At 63.1% G+C, this 20,426-nt stretch carries 20 protein-coding genes, 1 tRNA gene and 1 riboswitch; of the genes, 13 read left to right on the forward strand and 8 right to left on the reverse strand.

All coding sequences use genetic code 11. The annotated features are described in order from the left end of the window. Positions 1-4: 4 nt before the first annotated feature. Both rpsO and pnp read left to right on the forward strand, forming a co-directional pair. Positions 5-274 (forward strand): 30S ribosomal protein S15, encoded by a 270-nt coding sequence (gene rpsO / locus J7347_RS00290; RefSeq protein WP_067679500.1) that lies wholly within the window; start codon positions 5-7, stop codon positions 272-274. 173 nt (positions 275-447) lie between these two features. Then, on the forward strand, positions 448-2,757 hold the full coding sequence (pnp, locus tag J7347_RS00295; RefSeq protein ID WP_209160312.1) for a polyribonucleotide nucleotidyltransferase: 2,310 nt from the start codon (positions 448-450) through the stop codon (positions 2,755-2,757). A gap of 82 nt (positions 2,758-2,839) precedes the next feature. On the opposite strand, the gene J7347_RS00300 is transcribed toward pnp, so the two are convergent. Continuing rightward, entirely contained in the window at positions 2,840-3,943 is a 1,104-nt protein-coding gene (locus J7347_RS00300; protein WP_209160314.1) for an NAD(P)-dependent alcohol dehydrogenase, read from the reverse strand. 95 nt (positions 3,944-4,038) lie between these two features. Between J7347_RS00300 and J7347_RS00305 the strand changes: the two genes are divergently transcribed. Next, positions 4,039-4,719: a spermidine synthase gene (locus J7347_RS00305; RefSeq protein WP_209160316.1), complete on the forward strand. Its 681-nt coding sequence runs from the start codon at positions 4,039-4,041 to the stop codon at positions 4,717-4,719. Between the two features lie 19 nt (positions 4,720-4,738). Here the strand turns inward: J7347_RS00305 and J7347_RS00310 are convergent, their stop codons facing one another. The 3 genes from J7347_RS00310 to J7347_RS00320 all read right to left on the reverse strand — a co-directional run bounded on the left by J7347_RS00310 (position 4,739) and on the right by J7347_RS00320 (position 7,382). Then, positions 4,739-5,260, reverse strand: a complete 522-nt coding sequence (locus tag J7347_RS00310) for a DUF1993 domain-containing protein (RefSeq protein ID WP_209160318.1) — start codon at positions 5,258-5,260, stop codon at positions 4,739-4,741. 29 nt (positions 5,261-5,289) lie between these two features. Continuing rightward, complete coding sequence (locus tag J7347_RS00315; RefSeq protein ID WP_209160320.1) at positions 5,290-6,471, reverse strand: GGDEF domain-containing protein; 1,182 nt, start codon at positions 6,469-6,471, stop codon at positions 5,290-5,292. 173 nt (positions 6,472-6,644) lie between these two features. After that, complete coding sequence (locus tag J7347_RS00320) at positions 6,645-7,382, reverse strand: GcrA family cell cycle regulator (protein WP_209160322.1); 738 nt, start codon at positions 7,380-7,382, stop codon at positions 6,645-6,647. A 109-nt stretch (positions 7,383-7,491) separates the two neighbouring features. On the opposite strand from J7347_RS00320, the gene J7347_RS00325 reads away from it, so the two are divergent. Further along, on the forward strand, positions 7,492-8,415 hold the full coding sequence (locus J7347_RS00325) for an ABC transporter permease (RefSeq protein ID WP_209160324.1): 924 nt from the start codon (positions 7,492-7,494) through the stop codon (positions 8,413-8,415). A 33-nt stretch (positions 8,416-8,448) separates the two neighbouring features. Here J7347_RS00325 and hspQ read toward each other — a convergent pair whose 3' ends face one another. After that, positions 8,449-8,829 (reverse strand): heat shock protein HspQ, encoded by a 381-nt coding sequence (gene hspQ / locus J7347_RS00330; protein WP_209160326.1) that lies wholly within the window; start codon positions 8,827-8,829, stop codon positions 8,449-8,451. A 179-nt stretch (positions 8,830-9,008) separates the two neighbouring features. Here hspQ and J7347_RS00335 point away from each other — a divergent pair. Then, positions 9,009-9,098: transfer RNA gene (locus tag J7347_RS00335), tRNA-Ser, on the forward strand. On the opposite strand, the gene J7347_RS00340 is transcribed toward J7347_RS00335, so the two are convergent. Further along, positions 9,099-11,219, reverse strand: coding sequence for an amino acid permease (locus tag J7347_RS00340; protein ID WP_209160328.1), 2,121 nt, complete (start codon positions 11,217-11,219; stop codon positions 9,099-9,101). Between the two features lie 169 nt (positions 11,220-11,388). On the opposite strand from J7347_RS00340, the gene J7347_RS00345 reads away from it, so the two are divergent. Genes J7347_RS00345 through J7347_RS00355 form a run of 3 tightly spaced genes read left to right on the forward strand, consistent with a single transcriptional unit; the run spans position 11,389 to position 13,970 of the window. Continuing rightward, on the forward strand, positions 11,389-12,849 hold the full coding sequence (locus J7347_RS00345) for a cytochrome ubiquinol oxidase subunit I (RefSeq protein ID WP_209160330.1): 1,461 nt from the start codon (positions 11,389-11,391) through the stop codon (positions 12,847-12,849). 2 nt (positions 12,850-12,851) lie between these two features. After that, a complete protein-coding gene (gene cydB / locus J7347_RS00350; RefSeq protein ID WP_280635666.1) occupies positions 12,852-13,847 on the forward strand; it encodes a cytochrome d ubiquinol oxidase subunit II in 996 nt (331 codons plus the stop codon). Positions 13,848-13,850: 3 nt separating this feature from the next. Beyond that, entirely contained in the window at positions 13,851-13,970 is a 120-nt protein-coding gene (locus tag J7347_RS00355) for a DUF2474 domain-containing protein (protein WP_209160334.1), read from the forward strand. A 21-nt stretch (positions 13,971-13,991) separates the two neighbouring features. Here the strand turns inward: J7347_RS00355 and J7347_RS00360 are convergent, their stop codons facing one another. Then, on the reverse strand, positions 13,992-15,599 hold the full coding sequence (locus J7347_RS00360; RefSeq protein WP_245173743.1) for an AbgT family transporter: 1,608 nt from the start codon (positions 15,597-15,599) through the stop codon (positions 13,992-13,994). Between the two features lie 186 nt (positions 15,600-15,785). Between J7347_RS00360 and J7347_RS00365 the strand changes: the two genes are divergently transcribed. After that, positions 15,786-15,971 carry a DUF1328 family protein gene (locus tag J7347_RS00365; protein ID WP_209160336.1) on the forward strand — a complete coding sequence of 62 codons (186 nt, stop codon included), beginning with the start codon at positions 15,786-15,788 and terminating at the stop codon, positions 15,969-15,971. Between the two features lie 15 nt (positions 15,972-15,986). Here the strand turns inward: J7347_RS00365 and J7347_RS00370 are convergent, their stop codons facing one another. Beyond that, positions 15,987-16,667 carry a DUF6445 family protein gene (locus J7347_RS00370; protein WP_209160338.1) on the reverse strand — a complete coding sequence of 227 codons (681 nt, stop codon included), beginning with the start codon at positions 16,665-16,667 and terminating at the stop codon, positions 15,987-15,989. Positions 16,668-16,700: 33 nt separating this feature from the next. Continuing rightward, positions 16,701-16,809: riboswitch (TPP riboswitch) on the forward strand. A gap of 39 nt (positions 16,810-16,848) precedes the next feature. On the opposite strand from J7347_RS00370, the gene thiC reads away from it, so the two are divergent. The 4 genes from thiC to J7347_RS00390 all read left to right on the forward strand — a co-directional run bounded on the left by thiC (position 16,849) and on the right by J7347_RS00390 (position 20,374). After that, positions 16,849-18,738: a phosphomethylpyrimidine synthase ThiC gene (thiC, locus tag J7347_RS00375; RefSeq protein ID WP_209160340.1), complete on the forward strand. Its 1,890-nt coding sequence runs from the start codon at positions 16,849-16,851 to the stop codon at positions 18,736-18,738. Positions 18,739-18,752: 14 nt separating this feature from the next. Continuing rightward, positions 18,753-19,100, forward strand: a complete 348-nt coding sequence (locus tag J7347_RS00380) for a hypothetical protein (protein WP_209160342.1) — start codon at positions 18,753-18,755, stop codon at positions 19,098-19,100. Positions 19,101-19,116: 16 nt separating this feature from the next. Then, positions 19,117-19,281 carry a hypothetical protein gene (locus J7347_RS00385; RefSeq protein ID WP_209160344.1) on the forward strand — a complete coding sequence of 55 codons (165 nt, stop codon included), beginning with the start codon at positions 19,117-19,119 and terminating at the stop codon, positions 19,279-19,281. 274 nt (positions 19,282-19,555) lie between these two features. Then, positions 19,556-20,374 (forward strand): trypsin-like peptidase domain-containing protein, encoded by an 819-nt coding sequence (locus J7347_RS00390; protein ID WP_209160346.1) that lies wholly within the window; start codon positions 19,556-19,558, stop codon positions 20,372-20,374. Positions 20,375-20,426: the final 52 nt, after the last annotated feature.

The following is a 20,426-nucleotide window of genomic DNA, read 5'->3' on the forward strand; positions in this document are numbered from 1 at the left end:
ATACATGTCGGTAACCGCCGAACGCAAAGCGGAAATCATCAAGGACAACGCCCAGAGCGAGGGCGACACTGGGTCTCCCGAAGTCCAAGTCGCCATCCTGACCGAACGCATCCGCAACCTGACCGAGCATTTCAAGGACAATCACAAGGACAACCACTCGCGTCGTGGTCTCCTGATGATGGTCAACCAGCGGCGCAAGCTGCTCGCCTTCCTCAAGAAGATGGATGTCGAGCGCTACAACGCCCTGATCCAGAAGCTGGGTCTGCGTAAGTAAGAGTTTTTGCGAAGGGGCGGCTCGATTGTCGCCCCTTCGTTTATCCGGCACCCGTGCAATACGGCAGGGTGCGGACCATGGAGGCGAAAAGCCTCGGACCGGACCGGGACGGAATACCCGGCACAGTAGGCCCCGCGACGCAATGTGGCGCGCGGGATCGTTAAGGAAAATACATGTTCGACACGAAAACCGTATCGCTGGAGTGGGGCGGAAAGACCCTCACTCTGGAAACCGGCCGCATCGCCCGTCAGGCCGATGGCGCCGTATTGGCCACTTATGGCGAAACCGTGGTGCTGTGCGCCGTGACCGCCGCCAAGAGCGTGCGCGAAGGGCAGGATTTCTTCCCGTTGACCGTGCACTATCAGGAAAAATTCTCCGCTGCGGGTCGTATCCCGGGTGGCTTCTTCAAGCGCGAAGGCCGCGCGACGGAGAAGGAAACGCTCACCAGCCGTCTGATCGACCGCCCCGTGCGGCCGCTCTTCCCGGAAGGTTTCTACAACGAAATCAACGTTATCGCGCAGGTTCTCAGCTATGATGGCGAGACCGAGCCCGATATCGTCGCGATGATCGCCGCTTCGGCCGCGCTCACCATCAGCGGCGTACCCTTCATGGGCCCGATCGGCGCCGCTCGCGTCGGCTTCCGCAATGGCGAATACGAACTGAACCCGTCGCTTTCCAGCGCGCTCGACGAAGAGGGTCGCCTCGACCTCGTCGTCGCCGCCACGCAGGACGCGGTGATGATGGTCGAATCCGAAGCCAAGGAGCTGACCGAAGAGGAAATGCTCGGCGCCGTGATGTTCGCGCACGAGGAAAGCCGCAAGGTCATCGGTGCGATCATCGATCTGGCCGAACAGGCCGCCAAGGATCCGTGGGACATGGATACGTCGGACGATACCTCGGCGATCAAGGAAAAGCTGCGCGGCATCGTCGGTGACGACATCGCCGCTGCCTACAAGCTGACCGACAAGTCGGCTCGCTCGGACGCGCTCAACGCCGCCCGCGCCAAGGCCAAGGAAGCCTTTGCCGACGAAGAACCGCAGACCCAGATGGTCGCCAACAAGGCGGTCAAGAAGCTGGAAAGCGAGATCGTGCGCGGCGCCATCCTCAAGGACGGCCAGCGTATCGACGGGCGCAAGCTCGATCAGGTCCGCCCGATCGAAGCGATGGTCGGCCTGCTGCCCCGCACGCACGGTTCGGCGCTGTTCACCCGCGGTGAAACGCAGGCGATCTGCACCACCACGCTGGGCACCAAGGATGCCGAGCAGATGATCGACGGGCTGGAAGGGCTCTCCTATTCGCCCTTCATGCTGCATTACAACTTCCCGCCCTATTCGGTCGGCGAAGTGGGTCGCTTCGGCTTCACCAGCCGCCGCGAAACCGGCCACGGCAAGCTTGCCTGGCGCGCGCTGCACCCGGTTCTGCCGAACCACGAAGACTTCCCTTACACGATCCGCATTCTGAGCGACATCACCGAGTCCAACGGCTCGTCCTCGATGGCGACGGTCTGCGGCGGGTGTCTGTCGATGATGGACGCCGGCGTTCCGATCGAACGTCCGGTCTCCGGCATTGCCATGGGCCTCATCCTCGAAGGCGACGAATTCGCCGTCCTGTCGGACATTCTGGGTGACGAAGATCACCTCGGCGACATGGACTTCAAGGTCGCGGGTTCGGAAAAGGGCATCACCTCGCTCCAGATGGACATCAAGGTCGCCGGTATCACGCAGGAGATCATGACCAAGGCGCTCGAACAGGCCAAGGCCGGTCGCGCGCATATTCTGGGCGAAATGAACAAGGCGCTCGGCTCGTCGCGTTCGGGCGTGTCCAAGCACGCGCCGCGCATCGAGACGATGCAGATCGACAAGTCCAAGATCCGCGACGTGATCGGCACGGGCGGCAAGGTGATCCGCGAGATCGTCGCCGAAACCGGCGCCAAGGTCGACATCGACGACGAGGGCACGATCAAGATTTCGTCGAGCAATGCCGACGAGATCGAAGCCGCGAAGAAGTGGATCGAAGGCATCGTCGAAGAAGCGGAAGTCGGCAAGATCTACAACGGCAAGGTCGTAAACATCGTCGATTTCGGTGCCTTCGTGAACTTCATGGGCGGCAAGGACGGTCTCGTCCATGTCAGCGAAATGAAGAACGAGCGCGTCGAAAAGCCGACCGACGTCGTGTCGGAAGGCCAGGAAGTGAAGGTCAAGGTCCTCGAAATCGACAATCGCGGCAAGGTCCGCCTGTCGATGCGCGTGGTCGACCAGGAAACCGGCGAAGAGCTGGAGGACACCCGTCCTCCGCGCGAACCGCGTGAAGGCGGCGGCGGCCGTGGCGGCGATCGCCGTGGCCCGCGTGGTGGCGGCGGCGGCGGTGGCCGTGGCGGCGACCGTGGTGGTCGCGGCGGCGGACGCGGCAATGACCGGGGCGGCAACCGCGATGGCGGCTCCAACGATGGACCGGCGCATGTGCCGGACTTCCTGAAGGACTGATCCTTCGGATGGACCAACAGAAAAGGGGCCGCGGCGATGCTGCGGCCCCTTTTTCGTGTCGGCAGTTTCTCTCTGCTGGCGGTCAGCCCATTTCGAGGATCGGCTTCATCACCTTGCCGTCATGCAGGTCCTTAACCGCCTGGTTGATGTCGTCGAAGCTGTAGCGCTTCACCAGCCGGTCGAACGGGAAGCGGTCCTGAAGGTGCAGGCGCACCAGTTCGGGGATGAACTGCTTGACCTTGGAATCGCCCTCCACGCAGCCGACGATCTTGCGGCCCGACAGGATCTGTTCGTTGGCATCGAAGCTGTAATCTGTGCCCGAAGGCGGCGCGCCGACCACGACCATGGTGCCGCGCTTGGCAAGGCTGCCCCAGGCGGCGCGCGCGGCACTGGCATTGCCGCTGCACTCGATCGCGTAATCGACACCTTCGGCCACGATCTTGCGGACTTCTTCGCCGAGATCGGTGTCCTTCGACACCTCGATCGAATGCGTCGCGCCCAGTTCCTTTGCGAGCTTCAGGCGTTCGGCATTCATATCGACTGCGATGATCGTGCTGCACCCGGCAAGGCGGGCCGCCATCACCGCCGACATACCCACGCTGCCGACGCCCGAGACCAAGAGGGCCGAACCCGCCTGGGGCTTAGCCGTGCGCAACACGGCGCCTGCGCCGGTCTGGATGCCGCAGCCCAGCGGGCCGAGTAGCGAGATGTCGACATCCTCCTCGATCTTCACGACATTGCGTTCATGCGCGATCGAAAGCGTGGCGAAGCTCGATTGCTGGAAGAAGGCGGCGTTGGGCCCGTCCGCGAAAACCGCGTCCTCGTCGCCCTGCCGCTTGTTCATGAAATTGAGTGCGTTGAAATCCTGGCAATAGGCTGGATCGCCTTCCTCGCAGGGGCGGCAATGGCCGCACGATCCGTAGGAGAGGACCACCTTGTCGCCCGGCGCCAGATCGCGGACATGCTCGCCCACGGCCTTGACGGTACCGGCACCTTCATGCCCGAGCACGACGGGGAAATTCGTCGGCAGATCGCCGTTCTGCACGGCGAGATCGGTATGGCACACGCCCACTGCGGCCAATTCGACCAGCACTTCATGCGCGCCGGGATCGTCGATGGTCTTCTCGACGATTTCGAAATCCGCTCCGGCTTTTTCGACCATGGCGATGCGAGCTTGGTTGGGCATAGGGGTGTCTCCTTCGTATCTACCCGATCAACCGCTGCCCAGGCCGGACAGTTCCGACGTGCATCGCAGCGAGCGCGGCGCTAGAGCCTGTCGCCATGCTTCCTCGCGAAACCCTTGCCACTGCGCAGATACCCGGCGGCGACACGCTGACCCTGATTTCCCACGGACGCGATTTCGTCATCATGCTCGGCAGGGACGAGCTGATGGGGACGCGGATGCAGTTCTCCGAAGAACAGCTGGCCGAGCTCACGCTCGCCGAACTGGCGCGTCCGAAGCCACGGGTGCTGATCGGCGGCTATGGCATGGGCTTCACCTTTCGAGCCGCGCTGGCGCATCTGCCGGAGGGTGGCAGCGTGACGGTGGCGGAAGTCGTGCCCGAAATCCTCGATTGGGCGCGCGGGCCGCTGTCCGAACTTACCGGACGGTCCCTGTCCGATCCGCGCGGCGAGGTGGTCCTGTGCGATGTCGCGGCGCTGATCGACGATGCCAATGACGGCACGCTGCCCAAGTGGGACGCGATCCTTCTCGATGTCGATAACGGGCCCGATGGAATCGTGCGCGACCAGAACAGTCGGCTCTATACCCGCACCGGCCTCGCCAAGGCGCGCGAAGCGCTGAATGCGGGCGGTATCCTGGCGATCTGGTCCGCCGCGCCGGACCACAAGTTCACCGTGCGATTGAAGGAAGCGGGCTTTGCCGTGGATGTCCGCGCGGTACGCGCACGGCCCAACAATAAGGGCCCGCGCCACACGATCTGGTTTGCTCGCAAGAGTTGAGCAACAGGGTCGAAACGACCTAGCGCCGCATGCGCAACCGACCGAGGAAATCGGTCTTGCCGATCTTGATGCCCAGCATGCGCAGAATGTCGTACGCCGTGGCGGCGTGGAACGCGTAATTGGGCTGGCTGAAGCTCAGCAGGAAATCCTCGGCATCGAAGGGAAGCGACAGCTTGCCGAATTCGAAGCGGACCTCCTGGCCGATCTTTTCTTCGAGTTCTTCCACGCCAACCTTTTCCAGCGCGGCCCTGGCCTCGTCCAGCTGCGCGCGCAGACCGTCGAAGCTGGCTGGCGGGGGCGCCATGTCGGGACTGAAGCGGCCTTCGTTCAACGCTGCGATCGCGGACTGGGTGTGCACGGCGACGCTTTTCACCTGATAGGCGAATGGCAGCATGTCTTCGTAGATGCGTGCGCCCAGCACCGTCTCGGCAGCGCGGCCTTGCTCATCGCACCATGTGTCGGCGGTATCGATCAGGCCGCGCGTGCTGCCGATGATCTGCAATGCGCTGGGAACGAAGGCTGCGTGGAGCGAGATGGGCATAGCGGTTCCTTGAGGACTTGCGGACGGGGTCAGGCGACTTCTTCGAGACGGGTGAGATGGCGGCGGAAATCGGTCAGCGCGATCGAGCGGTCCCGCCCGGCATCCTTGGCGGCGTAAAGCGCCCTGTCGGTGCGCCTGATCGCGGTTTCGAGGGTTTCTTCGGCCAGTACGGCCGACAGCCCGGCACTGGCAGTGACGGGGAAGGGCAGTTCCGGAACGCGCTGCGCCACCACGGCCGGGATGTTTCGCCTGGCGGCTTCGGCATCGCGCCGCCAGTCTTCGCCATAGAGAAGCAGGACGAATTCCTCGCCCCCCATGCGCGCCGGAAAGATGTTTTCTCCCGCACCGAGCGCCGCGCCGACGGCGACGAGCACCCTATCGCCCGTATCGTGGCCGAAATTGTCGTTGATGCGCTTGAAGAGATCGCAATCCAGCACCGCGATGCCGACGGGCCGCACCGCGCAGGAAGTGAAGCGATGTTCCAGTCCGCGCCGATTGGCAATCCCGGTGAGGGGGTCCAGCGCGCTGGCTTCGGTCGCCTGGCGCATTCCGACAAGAGCACGGTCGCGTTGGTCCTGCACGATCCGAAACCCGTCGCCGATGCCTATCGGTGTCACTATCAACTCGACCATCAAGGCAGCCAGCATGGCCTGGGCATAGAAGGGAAGCGGGCCTCCCAGTATAAGCTCGCTATAGATAGCGACCAGACCGACCGCGATGGCGGGGCCCCAGGCGATCGACTGGAACAGGGCGGGACGGCTTTTCTGGCGGATCGCGGACCAAAGGCCAAACGTCATCATCAGCACCATCACCAGCACCACAGCGCTGTGCAGCCACAGCGGGAGGATATCCCGCGCGATCAGCGGTGCGCATAGCGCGAGGCCGAGGCCGATCGGGAAGACCCCCCAGAACAGCCGACGCAAATGATTGAGTCCGAGCGAGCGTTCGAGATAGGTCGCCATGACTGGTCCCGCGAGTGCGATGCTCACATCGGTAGCGACGAGACGTGCCACGAGCAGCGCCTGCGGATCGGCGAAGATGAAACCCGCCATTGGCGGAAAGGTGAAGGCGAGCAGGCCGATCGCGAGCAGGCGCGCGCTGATCCAGAGCAGGAATTGGCGTCCGATCACGAAATAAAGGCCCGCCGCGCCCGCCGCGAAGGCGAGCATGCAGGCGGTCCATGCCCCGATCGTGAAACTCGCCCAATCCATCCGTGCGCTTCCGTGTCCCCTAAGGGGCTCTCTCGCACGCTGCGACGGCCCCGGCAATATATTGCCGCTTCGGGGCTATGGTTCGCTTAAGCGACAGCGTTAACGCCGCAGTTACGGCTGCCCGAATTCGACCGGGCGCGGCCCGTGCGGGCGGATCCGCACGGGTAATACCATCAGCGCACGCGCGGACCGCCGAACGGCAGCGGGGGCGGAGGACGTCGCGCACCGCGCGGCAGCTGTGCCTGATAGGCCCGCCCGCAATGTTCGACGCAATAGGGGAAGCCGGGATTGACCGCTTCGCCGCAGAAATGGAAATCCGGCTCGCCCGGATGGCCCATCGGCCAGCGGCAGACCTTTTCGCTCAGATCCAGCAGGCTGGTCTTGTCGGCGATGTCCGGGCTGGGCTTGGCGGGCACCAGGCGGCGCGGCGGCGCGGGCGGGATCGGCGGCTGCTGATCGCCGGGGCCCTGACGCAGGAAGCCACCCGGGCCGACCGAAACGATCTTGGGCGAATCCGACTGCTTGTTGGGCATCGGCTGCGACGTGGCGCCGCCTGCGTTGGCGGAATTGTTAACGGGCGGCGGAGCCGCAGCGGCGGGCGCAGGTGCAGTTGGGGCAGGCGTCGGCGCCGGAGCGGCTGCGGGCGCAGGTGCTTGTGTCGGCGCGGCCTTCTTGGCGGCGGGTTTCTTCGCCGCTGCGGGCTTGGCGGCGGGTGCCGCCTTCTTGGCTGGCGCAGCTTTCTTTTCGGCGGCCTTCACCGGAGACGGGCGCGCCTTCAGGCCCAGGCGATGCGCCTTGCCGATGACGGCATTGCGGCTGACTCCGCCCAATTCCTCCGCGATCTGGCTGGCGGTGGAGCCGCCCTCCCACATTTTCTTCAGCGTCGCGATGCGTTCGTCGGTCCAGCTCATGCGTCAATCGTATCCTGTCTGAGGCCGCAGCGTGCCCGCTGCGAATTTGCGGGACGACCGGGCCGGGCAAGCCTTGCCAGCGCGGGTGCCAGGGCCTAGTCGCGCCATCATGGCCGATCAAGCCCAGACTCCCCAATCAAGTCCCGCCGCGTTCGCAGCCGACACCGATGCCACATTCGTGCCGGGTGGGGATGCGGGAAGGACTCGCTTTGCGCCGCGCGGACAACCGGTCATCACCGGCATCAACCGCATCGGCCTTTGGAGCCTCTATATTAAGGAGGTTCGCCGGTTTCTCAAGGTCCAGACGCAGACGATCTGGGGTCCGGCGGTCAGTACGGTCCTGTTTCTGGTGATCTTCGACGTGGCCCTGGGGCGCGGCGATCGCAGTGTGCTGGGCGTGCCCTTCGCCGATTTCATCGCACCGGGCCTGATTGTCATGGCGATGATGCAGAACGCCTTTGCCAATGCGAGCTTCTCGTTTTTGTCGGGCAAGATCCAGGGGACGATCATCGATCTGCTGATGCCCCCGCTTTCCGAAGGCGAGCTGATGGCGGGCATCGTCCTCGCAGCGATGACGCGCGCTGTGGCAGTGGGTGCGGCGCTGGCCCTGGCGATCGCGCTGTATCCCGGCGCAGATCTGCATCTGGCGGGCTGGGGCGGAGCACTCGCCATCGTGTGGTTCGGCCTGATGGGTGCCGCGATGCTGAGCCTGTTCGGCCTCGTCACCTCGCTCTGGGCGGAGAAATTCGATCACAATGCGGCGATAACGACTCTCGTGGTGGCGCCGCTCGCGCTCCTTTCGGGCACGTTCTACCTGATCGACAATCTGGCCCCGCTCTTCCAGACGATCAGCCGTCTCAACCCGTTCTTTTACGTTATCTCGGGCTTCCGGTACGGATTCCTCGGCGCAAGCGATATCGGCGCGGGCACGATGCCGGTGGTCTGGGCGGGAATCGGGCTGGGCGCATTCAATCTGGCGCTGGCCGTCATCTGCTACAAGCTGCTGAAATCGGGCTGGAAGATCAAGGCCTGAAGCTGGCGCTTCCGCACCATCAGTGAATGGTTTTTAGTGAGTGAGGGCCCGCTGCATGCGATAGCGGCCTTGCGCGAAGCCATCGAACAGACGCGCGACTTCGGGGTGGTCGACCGGGCCATTCGCCGCATCGCGCACCAGATTCTGCTGGCTGACATAGGCGACGTAGCTCTCGTCCTCGTTCTCGGCGAAGAGGTGGTAAAAGGGCTGATCGCGATCGGGCCGAATGCTTTCGGGAATCGAATCGTACCATTCCTCGCTGTTCGCGAAGACCGGATCGATATCGAAGATCACACCGCGAAAATCGAACATGCGGTGCCGCACGACATCGCCGATGGCGAAGCGTGTCTTGAGAAGGGCGGGGGCGTCGATCGTGCGACCGGCCTGGGGAGAGAAGAACAGGGCGCGTTCCATAGATGTTGGATATGGGGTGCGGCCGCGTGGGCACAAGGGCGGGAAAGGGGTCGTCCACGGTTATCGTTTGCGGAGCGCGTATAATTGCCTTGGCAAGTCCGCGGCCCTGCGCTAACGGCGCGGCTCCCAAACGACCGGGGATGCCGATCGGGCCACGGCCCGATGATCGCGCACTATGCGGAGAGGTGGCAGAGTGGTCGAATGCGCTGCACTCGAAATGCAGTGTGCGGGCAACCGTACCGTGGGTTCGAATCCCACCCTCTCCGCCATCAATCTTCCGATCGGTCCAGGTAGGTCGGATCGTAAAGCAGGCTGAGATCTTCGGGTTCGCCCAGGATCGAGACGAGATCGTCTGCCTTCAGCTCAAGGCGCGGCTTGGCGATCATCAGCTGTCCGGCGCGCTCGATCATCATGACGAGGCAGGAGCCGGGCAGATCGACCTCGCGTAGCGGGACTTCGAGTTGCGAAGCCAGGGCCGGGATCTTTTCCGCACGCTCGCGTACGAAATGATCGTCGCGAACGAGCACTTCGGCCAGCTCGTTCTCGTCCTTCGCCGCCAGCCAGCGTTCCTCGAACCGGTCGCTTTGCGCCACTTCGGCGAGGTGGCCGACGATCCTGAGATCGAGCCCGGCGGGCTCTTCGGGCAGGATCAGATACATCAGCGTGTGGACGTTGCGCGCGCCCAGGATGTCGACGCTGGCGCGGCTGCCGAAGCGGAAGATGAAGAGCTGCGATTCCTCGATATCGGGGACGGTCTTGTAGGCGAGATACATGTTGGGCCGGATGGCGTGCACGTCCATCCGTTCGCCTTCGAAGACGTTGCGGATCGCCTCCTCGCTCATGCCGAAGCGGTCCTGACCGACGCTGACCATCTCCTCGATCAGTGCCTTGCGATCGTAAGTGCCGCGCGTACGGTCCATCAGCGCGCTGCGCGCCACCACGCTTTCGTAGCTCAGGTTCTGGGGCTGCGTGCGTTCGTGGACGATCGCGGTCAGCTCGTGCTCGATCCCTTCGAACGTGTTGTGGCCGAGATGGCGATGCATGTGGAAGATCGCGCCGCGCCGCTTCACGCGCTTGGAGGCGTAGAACTGGTAATACAGGCCGCACACGACGGACAGGGCGATGGTGAACAGGATCGCGACCGCGCCCATTTCGAGGATCAGCCAGAAGGCGAGCAAAACGCCCGCGATCGGCACCCACGGATAGAGCGGAGTGCGGAAGCCCGGCCTGTAGCTGTCTATCCGGCTTTCGCGCATGACGATCACGGCCAGGCAGACGAGGCCGAACAGCAGGAGCTGGAAGGCGCTGGCGAGCTTGGCGACCGATTCGACGTCGAAGACGATCAGGACCGCGATCATGACGAGGACGGTGATGGCGATCGCCAGGATCGGCGTACCGCTCTTGCCTAGACGCGCGAGACGGGCGGGCAGCAATTTGTCCTTCGCCATCGCATAGGGATAGCGCGAGGCGGACATGATGCCCGCATTCCCGGTGGAAGCGAAGGCGGCGACGGCGGACACCACGATCAGCGTGACGCCCAGATCGTAGGGCAGCCAGCCGAGGAAGCGCGAGCCGGCATCGGCAACCGGGGTCAGGCTTCCGAACAGTTCGTCGGGCGGCATGACGGTGACGATCACGAGCGTTCCGAAAGTGTAGATCGCCGTCGCCGTGGCGAGCGACAGCGTCATGCCGAGCGGGATGTTGCGATCGGGGTTCTCGATCTCTTCGGCCACGCTGGCGACTTTCGTCAGGCCCGCATACGATACGAATACCAACCCGATCGTGGCGAAGAAGCCGCCGAACCCGTCGCGGAAGAAGCTGCCATAGCCGGGCTCGGGCGCGAAGGCGTCGGCGATGCCCGTCCGCGCGAGACCGAAGATGCAGAAGGCGGTGAGGATTACGACCAGCGTGCCCACCAGGATGCGCTGCAACAGCGTGGTCTCCTTCGCGCCGAACATGTTCAACAGTCCGAAGGCGATGGTCAGCGCGATGGCGGTCACCGTGATCGGAAGATCGATATAGAGCGCGAGATACGCGCCCATGCCGACGAGGGCGAAGGCGCTCTTGAACACCACCGCGACCCACGATCCCAAACCGCCGACCGTGCCCATCAAAGGCCCCATGCTGCGGTCGAGGAAGAAATAGGTGCCGCCCGAACGCGGCATGGCGGTGGACAGTTCGGCCATGCAATACATGGCGGGCAGGATCATCAGGCCCGCGACGAGATAGGCCAGCCAGACCGAATTGCCGGTTTGCGCCGCGGCGATGCCGGGCAACAGGAAGAGGCCGGACGAGAACATCGCGCCGGTGGCCACCGCATAGACGTCGAAAAGCTTTAGGCTTTTGGCGAGTTTCGGTTTGCTACCCGCAGGCGCGGATGCTTCCGCCATGATGTTCCCCCGAAAATGTGCGTGACCCGTTGCTGTGAATAAAGGCTGGGAGCGCGAAGCGTTCCTCCTTCGCGCTGCCTACTCATGATCGAACCGCTCTCCGGCGCAACGGATATTGCGCGCAACGCCATGGCCGCGAGGGGGCCGCTGGTCTATCGGAGTCGATACGATGTTTGATGGTCTCGACGCCCTGCTGCTCGCCCGCATACAGTTCGCCTTCACGGTGAGCTTCCATTTCATCTTCCCGGCCTTTTCGATCGGGCTGGCGAGCTACCTCGCGGTTCTCGAAGGGTTATGGCTGAAGACGGGCAAGCCGCTCTATCTCGACCTGTTCAAATACTGGCTGAAGATCTTCGCGATCGCCTTCGCAATGGGCGTCGTGAGCGGCATCGTGATGAGTTACCAGTTCGGCACCAACTGGTCGGTGTTTTCGGACGTGGCCGGGCCGGTGATCGGGCCGTTGATGGCCTATGAAGTGCTGACCGCCTTCTTCCTCGAAGCGGGCTTCCTCGGCGTGATGCTGTTCGGGATGGAGCGGGTCGGCAAGAAGCTCCATTTCGCCGCCACGCTGATGGTGGCGGTCGGCACGACGATTTCCGCCTTCTGGATCCTCAGCGTCAACAGCTGGATGCACACGCCCGTGGGTTACGAGATGGGCGCCAATGGCCAGTTTCTGCCGGGGCCGAGCTGGTGGACGATCGTGTTCAATCCCAGCTTCCCCTATCGCCTCGTCCACACCGTGCTCGCTGCCTTCATCACCACGGCCTTCGTGGTCGGCGGGGTGGGGGCCTTCCATCTCATCAAGGATCGCACGAACGCCCACGCGAGGAAGATGTTCTCGATGGCGATGTTGATGGCCGCCCTCGTCGTTCCCGTGCAGATCGTGGCGGGCGACATGCACGGCCTCAACACGCTGGAGCATCAGCCGCAAAAGGTCATGGCTATGGAGGGGCATTACGAGAGCCACCCCGATGGCGCGCCGCTCTATCTGTTCGGGATTCCGAACGATGAGGAACAGCGGCTCGATTACGCGGTCGGCATTCCGAAGCTTTCCAGCCTTATCCTGAAGCACGATCTCGACGCGCCGCTGGCAGGGCTCGACACCATTCCCGACGACGAGCAGCCGCCGGTCGCCATCGTGTTCTGGAGTTTCCGCATCATGATCGCCATGGGGTTCGCCATGCTGGGCGTGGGGTTGTGGAGCCTGCTCGCGCGGTGGCGGGGGAAGCTCTACGATTGGAGCTGGCTGCACCGCGCCGCGCTGGTCATGGCACCCAGCGGCTTCGTCGCGGTCCTTGCTGGGTGGATCACCACCGAGGTGGGCCGCCAGCCTTACGTGATCTACAATCTGCTGCGCACGGAAGATGCCGCCAGCCCTCTCGCCGCACCGGCGGTCGGCGCTTCGCTGGTCGCCTTCGTCGTGGTCTATTTCTTCGTCTTCGGCGCGGGCGTCTGGTACATCCTGCACCTGATGCGCAAGGCGCCCCATGCGGGCGAATACGGGGTCAAGCGCGGCGACAAGGGGCCGATCCGTACGGCCGGTATCACGCCCGGTCTCACGCAGGACCCGTCCGACGAGACCACCAAGGATCTGTCCGGCAGCAAGCAGGAACCGGAGGAGCGGCCATGACCATGGACCTCACCACCATCTGGGCGTTCATCATCGCCTTCGCCGTCTTCGCCTATGTCGTGATGGACGGCTTCGATCTCGGCATCGGCATCCTGTTTCCGACATTCGAGGTCGGGCCGGAGCGGGACCGGGCGATGAACTCGATCGCGCCGGTCTGGGACGGGAACGAGACCTGGCTGGTGCTGGGCGGGGGCGGGCTGTTCGCGGCCTTTCCGCTGGCCTATGCCGTGATCCTGCCCGCAACCTATCCCTTGATCATCGCCATGCTGCTCGGCCTGGTCTTTCGCGGTGTCGCCTTCGAATATCGCTGGCGCGATCCGTCGCATCGCAAATTGTGGGACGTGGCCTTCACCGGCGGCAGCTTGGTGGCGGCGATGGCGCAGGGGATGACCTTGGGCGCGCTGTTGCAGGGGATCGAAGTGGTCGATCGCGCCTATGCGGGCAGCTGGTGGGACTGGCTGACGCCGTACACGCTGCTGACCGGTCTGGGCACGGTGGCGGGCTATGCTCTTCTCGGCGCGACTTGGCTGGTCTGGAAGCTCGACGGCGAGAGCCAGCATCACGCCCGCAAGCTGGGCAAGCGCGCTGCCTGGGCCACTTTCGTGCTGATGGGGGCGGTGAGCCTCTACAACGTGTTTCTCAACGCCGAATACGCCGAACGCTGGCTGAGCGCGCCGGAAATCTACTACGCCGCGCCCGTGCCGATCCTGACCGGATTGATCGCGCTGGCGCTGCTACGCGCGCTGTCGGTGGAACGGCATTCGAAGCCGTTCTGGTTGAGCCTGGCGCTGTTCTTTTTCGGCATGGCGGGGCTGGGCGTCACCATCTGGCCCTATGTCATTCCGCCGGACGTCACGATCTGGGATGCCGCCGCGCCCGAACGCAGCCAGATCTTCATGCTGGTGGGCGTGGCGATCACCATGCCGCTGATCATCGCCTACACCGCCTGGGCCTATTACGTATTCCGCGGCAAAGTCGGGCATGAGGGGTATCACTAACCCATGGAGCCCCGCGAAAAGCCTCTCTGGCAACGCCTCGCCTGGATGGTTGCCATTTGGGCGGGCAGCGTCGCCGTGCTGGGCGCGGTCGCGATGGTGATCCGATGGTGGCTGGGGGTCTGACTCCGTCGCTTCGCGCAGTCCCTACTGCACGTAATAGGTCGGCGATCCCGGCCCCACCGGCAGGCCGAGGATGAAGGTCCACAGATAGAAGAACGCGCTCCACGCTACGATGAAGAACATGGAATAAGGCAGCATCATCGCGATCAGCGTGCCGACGCCCAGATCCTTCTGATAGCGCGTCGCCCATGCCAGGATCAGCCCGAAATAGCTCATCATCGGGGTGATGATGTTGGTGGTGGAATCGCCGATGCGATAGGCAGCCTGGATCGCTTCGGGAGAGTAGCCGATCAGCATCAGCATCGGCACGAAGATCGGCGCGGTGACCGCCCATTGGGCGCTTGCGGAACCGAGCGAGAGATTGATCAGCGCGCAGAGCAGGATGAAGAGGAAGAACACCGTCGGCCCCGTCATCCCGGTATCGACCAGGAATTGGGCCCCGGTCACTGCCGTGATCCCGCCCAGATTGGTCCAGCCGAAGAACGCGACGAACTGCGCGGCGAAGAACACCAGCACGATATACAGGCCGAGCGAGGACAGCGCGCCCGCCATCGCGTCGATCACGTCGCGATCGCTCTTCATCGTCTTGGCCGCGCGGCCATAGGCGTATCCCAGCACCACGAAGAAGATCAGGATCCAGACCACGAAGCCGTCGAAGAAGGGCGAGTCCATCCGGTCGCCCGTCTCCGGATTGCGGAATACGCCCCATTCGGGCCACAGCGTCAGCGCCATCAGCGCGAAGACGCCGAGCATGGCGATCCCGGCCCAGCGCAGGCCCTTGCGCTCCGAAGCGTCGAGCGGTTTCATCATCTCGTCGTCGAGAATGTCGGGATCGGCTTTCGACGCGTCGTATTTCCCGAGCTGCGGTTCCACGATGTAGATCGAGACGAAGCTGCCGATCGCCGTGATGAGAAAAGTGCTCGCGACCATGAAATACCAGTTCGCGGTCGCCAGCACGCGATAATCGGCATCGATCAGCTGCGCGGCTTCCTGCGTGATCCCGGCAAGCAGCGGGTCGATCGTCCCGATCAGCAGATTGGCGCTGTATCCGCCCGAAACGCCTGCGAACGCCGCCGCCATTCCGGCGAGCGGATGGCGGCCGAGCGCGTAATAGATCGCGCCGCCCAGCGGGATCAGAACGACATAGCCGACTTCGCTCGCGGTGTTCGAAATAATGCCTGCGAACACGATCGCCACAGTGACAAGCTTGGGCGGAGCGCCCAGCACCATCGATCGCACCGCCGCGCTCAGCAGCCCGGATTTCTCCGCCACGCCCACGCCCAGCATCGCGACGAGCACCACGCCCAGGGGCGCGAAGCTGGTGAAATTATCGACCAGCCCGGTGAAGATGCGGCGAAGCCCGTCGCCATTCATCAGGCTGACTGCGCGGATCATCCCGTCCTCGGCCACGCCCGGCGCGCCCTGCGGCCTCGGATCGGTCACCGCCACGCCCAGCGCGCCGAAGATGCCGGACAGCAGGACGATGCCCAGCGCCAGCAGCGCGAACAAAGTGACCGGATGGGGCAGCAGATTGCCCAGCCATTCCACCCCGTCGAGGAAGCGCGTGAACGCGCCTCTCTTGGCGGGCACGGCGGGATCGGGCTGATCGGCGGGGGGCGGAAATTCGGTCATGGTCACTCCGGTCGATGCCCGATCGCGTCAGGGCAGGGGCGGGAGGCGCCGAAGCGCACGGTATCGAAGCGCAGCCGGTAGCGGCCACGCGTGCAAGGGAGCAAGCCGCAAGTGAACCTGCGGTGGACGATGGTGTGAAACCTCGCGTGCCGAGGAACCGGCAGCCGCGCCGCCCATTCCCTTCCCATGATAAAACTCGCGATCCTCTGCCTCGTCGTCGCCGCCGTTGCGGCCATCCTCGGTTTCGGGGGCCTTGCCGGGACGATGGTGGACGTCGCCATCGTTCTTGCCGTCATCGCGACCGTGCTCTTCGTCGTCTTCCTGGTGCTCGGGATCATGGCGGGCAAGAAGGTGAAGAACACCTTCAAATAGAAGCCGACCCCGCAATCACCGTCCGCGCAGGAACATGTTGATCGTCAGGCGCGCCTCGGCCGGATCGTCGGTAAGCGCGCCGGGATCGGGTATGACGCCCGAATGCAGCAGCTTGCCGCGATAGAGGATCAGTCGGTCGGGCTGCGCCTCGACCTCTCCGATCAGTTCGTAGCGATCGCTGTCCCCGTAATGATAGCGCGGCTGGGGCATCCCGTATTCGCGCTCGTCCTCGGCCAAAGCGGCATTGTAGGCGGCTTCGCGTGCGGGCGTGATCGTTTCGAACCCGGTGCGGCGATGGCGATAGAAGGCGGTCCCGCCGCTCTCCGGCCCCAGCAGGTAATGCATGATCGCCACGATTTCGCCGCTGGCATGATCGTAATGCGGGATGCGCTGGAGCGGACTCAGCTTTTGCTCGGGCAGAGTGACGATCGAGAAGGTCGATACGTCGAGGCTGATACCCTGCCGAAATCCGAACACCTGCTGGAGGGCGGAGAACATCAGGTCGCGATTGCGGTCCAGATAATCGGGCTCGCACCAGGCCCTGATGCCCGGATAGCTGGCGCCCCCGTCCTGATACTCCGCCGCGCGCCCGCGAGCGAGCAGTTCGTCCGCTCTGCCGCTGAAGCCGTCGATTTGCACCACCGGCTGCTTCTCATGCCCGAAGCGGTGGACGGTGACGTGCGGTGTTTCTGGCATGGCTGGACTATGCCCTTCGGCGCGCCTAGTGTCGAGCCATCCCCGGGGAGCGTGCTGACGCTGAGAGGGGCGCGTAGCACCGCCCGACCCGTCGAACCTGAACCGATTAAGATCGGCGGAGGGAGTGGGCGGGCCTCGATCCGGACATCCGCTCCTTCTCCGTCGCGATGGAGAGAGACGCATGGCCGATATCAATTCCAAATTCGAGATCGGTGTCACCACCGGCCCGATCCGCGGCAGCCGCAAAGTTCATGTCGGCGCGAAAAGCGGCAGCGGCGTGCGCGTCGCCATGCGCGAGATCCAGCTCGAGGGCGGCGAGGAGCCGGTCCGCGTCTACGACACCAGCGGGCCCTATACCGATGCCGACGCGCAGATCGACATTCAGGCGGGCCTGCCCAAGCTGCGCCGCGACTGGATCATGTCGCGCGGCGATGTCGAGGAATACGACGCGCGCGAAGTAAAGCCGGAGGATAACGGCCAGCTCGGCCCCGACCGTTCGGGCGGCGTGCCGCAATTCCCGAACGTCAACCACCGGCCCCTGCGCGCCAAATCCGGGGCGAACGTCAGCCAGATGCATTACGCGCGTCAGGGCATCATCACGCCCGAGATGGAATATGTCGCCGAGCGCGAGAATATCGGCCGCGACTATGTCGCCCGCGAGCTCGACGGGAATAGCTGGGGCGCCGCGATCCCGGAATATGTGACCCCCGAATTCGTCCGCGACGAAATCGCGCGGGGGCGGGCGATCATTCCCAACAACATCAACCACCCGGAAAGCGAACCGATGGCGATCGGGCGCAATTTCCTGGTCAAGATCAACGCCAATATCGGCAACTCCGCGGTTGCCAGTGACGTGGCGAGCGAAGTCGACAAGATGGTCTGGGCGACGCGCTGGGGCGCGGACACGATCATGGACTTGAGCACCGGCCGCAACATCCACGACACGCGCGAATGGATCATCCGCAATTCCGCCGTTCCGGTGGGCACCGTGCCGATCTATCAGGCGCTCGAAAAGGTCGGCGGCATTGCCGAAGACCTGACCTGGGAAATCTTTCGCGACACGCTGATCGAACAGGCGGAACAGGGCGTCGACTATTTCACCATCCACGCCGGCGTGCGCCTGCCCTACGTGCCCATGACCGCCAAGCGCGTCACCGGCATCGTCAGCCGCGGCGGTTCGATCATGGCGAAATGGTGCCTCGCGCATCACAAGGAGAGCTTCCTGTACGAACGCTTCGACGAGATCACCGAGATCATGAAGGCCTACGACATCGCCTATTCACTGGGCGACGGCCTGCGCCCCGGCAGTATCGCCGACGCCAATGACGAAGCGCAATTCGCCGAGCTCTACACGCTGGGCGAACTGACCAAGCGCGCTTGGGAGCAGGACGTGCAGGTGATGATCGAAGGGCCGGGCCACGTACCCATGCACAAGATCAAGGAGAACATGGACAAGCAGCTGGAGGCGTGTGGCGAAGCCCCGTTTTACACGCTCGGCCCGCTCGTCACCGATATCGCGCCGGGTTACGACCACATCACCAGCGGCATCGGCGCGGCGCAGATCGGCTGGTACGGCACGGCGATGCTCTGCTACGTCACGCCGAAGGAACATCTCGGCCTGCCCGACCGTGACGATGTGAAGGTCGGCGTGGTGACCTACAAGCTCGCCGCCCACGCGGCGGATCTGGCGAAGGGCCACCCGGCCGCCAAGGTCCGCGACGACGCGCTGTCGAAAGCCCGCTTCGAATTCCGCTGGCGCGACCAGTTCAACCTCAGCCTCGACCCCGAAACCGCCGAGCAATATCACGACCAGACACTCCCCGCGGAAGGCGCCAAGACGGCCCATTTCTGCTCGATGTGCGGCCCGAAATTCTGCTCGATGAAGATCACGCAGGAAGTGCGCGACTTCGCCGCAAAGCAGAACTCGGACAGCTATCTCGCGAGCGAAAACATCAAGCGCGAGACTTCGGCAGAAGAGACCGAAGAAGCGCGCGAGGGCATGGAGGAGATGAGCAAGGTGTACCGGGAGAAGGGCGAGAAACTGTACCTGCCCGAAGGCGAGACGGAATAGGAGTATCCGACCCTATGACGGAGGCCGACGCTGAGGCCATTCTCGACGATCCGTTCGAACAGGACCGGCGCGAACGGCGCCGCCTGCCGATCATCGGCCTGTGGCTGTCTGCGATCTATGTCGTCGGTCTCGTCATATATCTGGCGGTACAGGGCCAGAACCCGGCCGATCTGCGCCTGAACGAGCTGGGCGACTTCCTGGGCGGGGTCTCCAGCCCGCTCGCCTTTCTGTGGCTGGTTCTGGGCTTCTTCCAGCAGAGCCGCGAGATCAGACTGAGCAATAAGGCGCTGCAATTGCAGGCCAGGGAAATGCGCCGCAGCGTCGATGAGCATCGGCGGATTGCGGGTGGGGAGCGGGAGTAAGGAAGCGAAGCAGGTTGTGCGCGATTTCGCCGCCAAGCAGAATTCGGACAGCTACCTCGCGAGCGAGAACATCAATAACAACACTTCGGCCGAAGAGGCCGAAGAAGCGCGCGAGGGGATGGAGGAGATGAGCAAGGTGTACCGCGAGAAGGGCGAGCGGTTGTATCTGCCCGAAGGGTAGGCGCAGGATTGAGCGCCATTGCAGGAATTCCGCTCGTCTGAGCATGTCCGGACCGAATAAACCGGGCAGCGCCAATCGCTGCCGTGCCTCTTCGTGCGCAGCATTTGGAAGCCAATAAACAGTCCTTCGACAAGCTGATGGTAAATAGGTAGTATTAGGGCACGAGCGATGCTCCATATGCTAAATACGTTTTGAAATTTCGCGCCTATCTCCTTGCTCGGTAAAGCTATACCGTAAGGCTAGGAACCTTCAGGTTTAGAGGTTGAGTTGGCTGATGAAAAATATGGCTAATGAACGTGCCGTTGTCAGACTCGACCCATATTCATTATGCGTTACCAAGCTTGAAATTTATAGGCACGAGAGGCCAAGTGACCCGATACAATTGGCGATTGGAACAGGCTTCTTCTACAAAAGAGATTCTAGAATATATTTGGTGACAGCGTGGCACAATGTCACGGGGATCCATCCCGCTACTGGGCAATCTATCTCTAATACCGGCGCTCGACCAACCAACTTTGCAGTTCGTTTCATAACTTCTGATGTTTCATCTATACTCTATTTGAACCTCGGCTTGTACGATGAAAACGGCAACCCGGCTTGGTTGATCCACCCCAAACATCAGCAGAGCGCTGATCTTGTTGCGATCCCTATTCCAAAATGGCCTTCTGAAGCTATCAATGAATTTATAGGAGAGCTTGATGATCGTGCATTACCCCTTGAGGTTGGTGCTGATGTTTTCATCATAGGCTTCCCCCGAGGAGTTGATCGCGGCTTGGCGCCCCTTTGGAAGAAGGGTGCACTGGCAGTAGATCCGGACACGGCACGGGGACCATCGGCTCCATTTTGGTTGGTAGATAGCGCCTCTCGAACAGGGATGTCTGGCTCTCCCGTTGTGTTGCGTAGATTCTCACCCTTCGAAGATGAACACGGAACATTATTTTCCCGTGGATCGGGTACGAAGTTCATAGGATTATACTCTGGTCGTTTCGAAGATAGCGATCCATTGGGAGCTCATCTCGGTATTGTATGGCCCAAAGAACTTATCGAAGAGGTGCTCGATGCGGGTGAATTCGACCGTTCAATGGAGCGATAGAACTCAGAGCGAAATTGGAAGCCGTTGCCCTTAGCTTCATCGTATTTTATAA

Source organism: Erythrobacter sp. A6_0 (genome assembly GCF_017744235.1).
GTDB lineage: Bacteria > Pseudomonadota > Alphaproteobacteria > Sphingomonadales > Sphingomonadaceae > Qipengyuania.

What these genes read in the sequence shown, in the direction of transcription:
- rpsO (WP_067679500.1), top strand. Translation starts at nt 5, where the DNA reads ATGTCGGTAACCGCCGAACGCAAAGCGGAAATCATCAAGGACAACGCC.
- pnp (WP_209160312.1), top strand. Translation starts at nt 448, where the DNA reads ATGTTCGACACGAAAACCGTATCGCTGGAGTGGGGCGGAAAGACCCTC.
- J7347_RS00300 (WP_209160314.1), bottom strand. Translation starts at nt 3,943, where the DNA reads ATGCCCAACCAAGCTCGCATCGCCATGGTCGAAAAAGCCGGAGCGGAT.
- J7347_RS00305 (WP_209160316.1), top strand. Translation starts at nt 4,039, where the DNA reads ATGCTTCCTCGCGAAACCCTTGCCACTGCGCAGATACCCGGCGGCGAC.
- J7347_RS00310 (WP_209160318.1), bottom strand. Translation starts at nt 5,260, where the DNA reads ATGCCCATCTCGCTCCACGCAGCCTTCGTTCCCAGCGCATTGCAGATC.
- J7347_RS00315 (WP_209160320.1), bottom strand. Translation starts at nt 6,471, where the DNA reads ATGGATTGGGCGAGTTTCACGATCGGGGCATGGACCGCCTGCATGCTC.
- J7347_RS00320 (WP_209160322.1), bottom strand. Translation starts at nt 7,382, where the DNA reads ATGAGCTGGACCGACGAACGCATCGCGACGCTGAAGAAAATGTGGGAG.
- J7347_RS00325 (WP_209160324.1), top strand. Translation starts at nt 7,492, where the DNA reads ATGGCCGATCAAGCCCAGACTCCCCAATCAAGTCCCGCCGCGTTCGCA.
- hspQ (WP_209160326.1), bottom strand. Translation starts at nt 8,829, where the DNA reads ATGGAACGCGCCCTGTTCTTCTCTCCCCAGGCCGGTCGCACGATCGAC.
- J7347_RS00340 (WP_209160328.1), bottom strand. Translation starts at nt 11,219, where the DNA reads ATGGCGGAAGCATCCGCGCCTGCGGGTAGCAAACCGAAACTCGCCAAA.
- J7347_RS00345 (WP_209160330.1), top strand. Translation starts at nt 11,389, where the DNA reads ATGTTTGATGGTCTCGACGCCCTGCTGCTCGCCCGCATACAGTTCGCC.
- cydB (WP_280635666.1), top strand. Translation starts at nt 12,852, where the DNA reads ATGGACCTCACCACCATCTGGGCGTTCATCATCGCCTTCGCCGTCTTC.
- J7347_RS00355 (WP_209160334.1), top strand. Translation starts at nt 13,851, where the DNA reads ATGGAGCCCCGCGAAAAGCCTCTCTGGCAACGCCTCGCCTGGATGGTT.
- J7347_RS00360 (WP_245173743.1), bottom strand. Translation starts at nt 15,599, where the DNA reads ATGACCGAATTTCCGCCCCCCGCCGATCAGCCCGATCCCGCCGTGCCC.
- J7347_RS00365 (WP_209160336.1), top strand. Translation starts at nt 15,786, where the DNA reads ATGATAAAACTCGCGATCCTCTGCCTCGTCGTCGCCGCCGTTGCGGCC.
- J7347_RS00370 (WP_209160338.1), bottom strand. Translation starts at nt 16,667, where the DNA reads ATGCCAGAAACACCGCACGTCACCGTCCACCGCTTCGGGCATGAGAAG.
- thiC (WP_209160340.1), top strand. Translation starts at nt 16,849, where the DNA reads ATGGCCGATATCAATTCCAAATTCGAGATCGGTGTCACCACCGGCCCG.
- J7347_RS00380 (WP_209160342.1), top strand. Translation starts at nt 18,753, where the DNA reads ATGACGGAGGCCGACGCTGAGGCCATTCTCGACGATCCGTTCGAACAG.
- J7347_RS00390 (WP_209160346.1), top strand. Translation starts at nt 19,556, where the DNA reads ATGAAAAATATGGCTAATGAACGTGCCGTTGTCAGACTCGACCCATAT.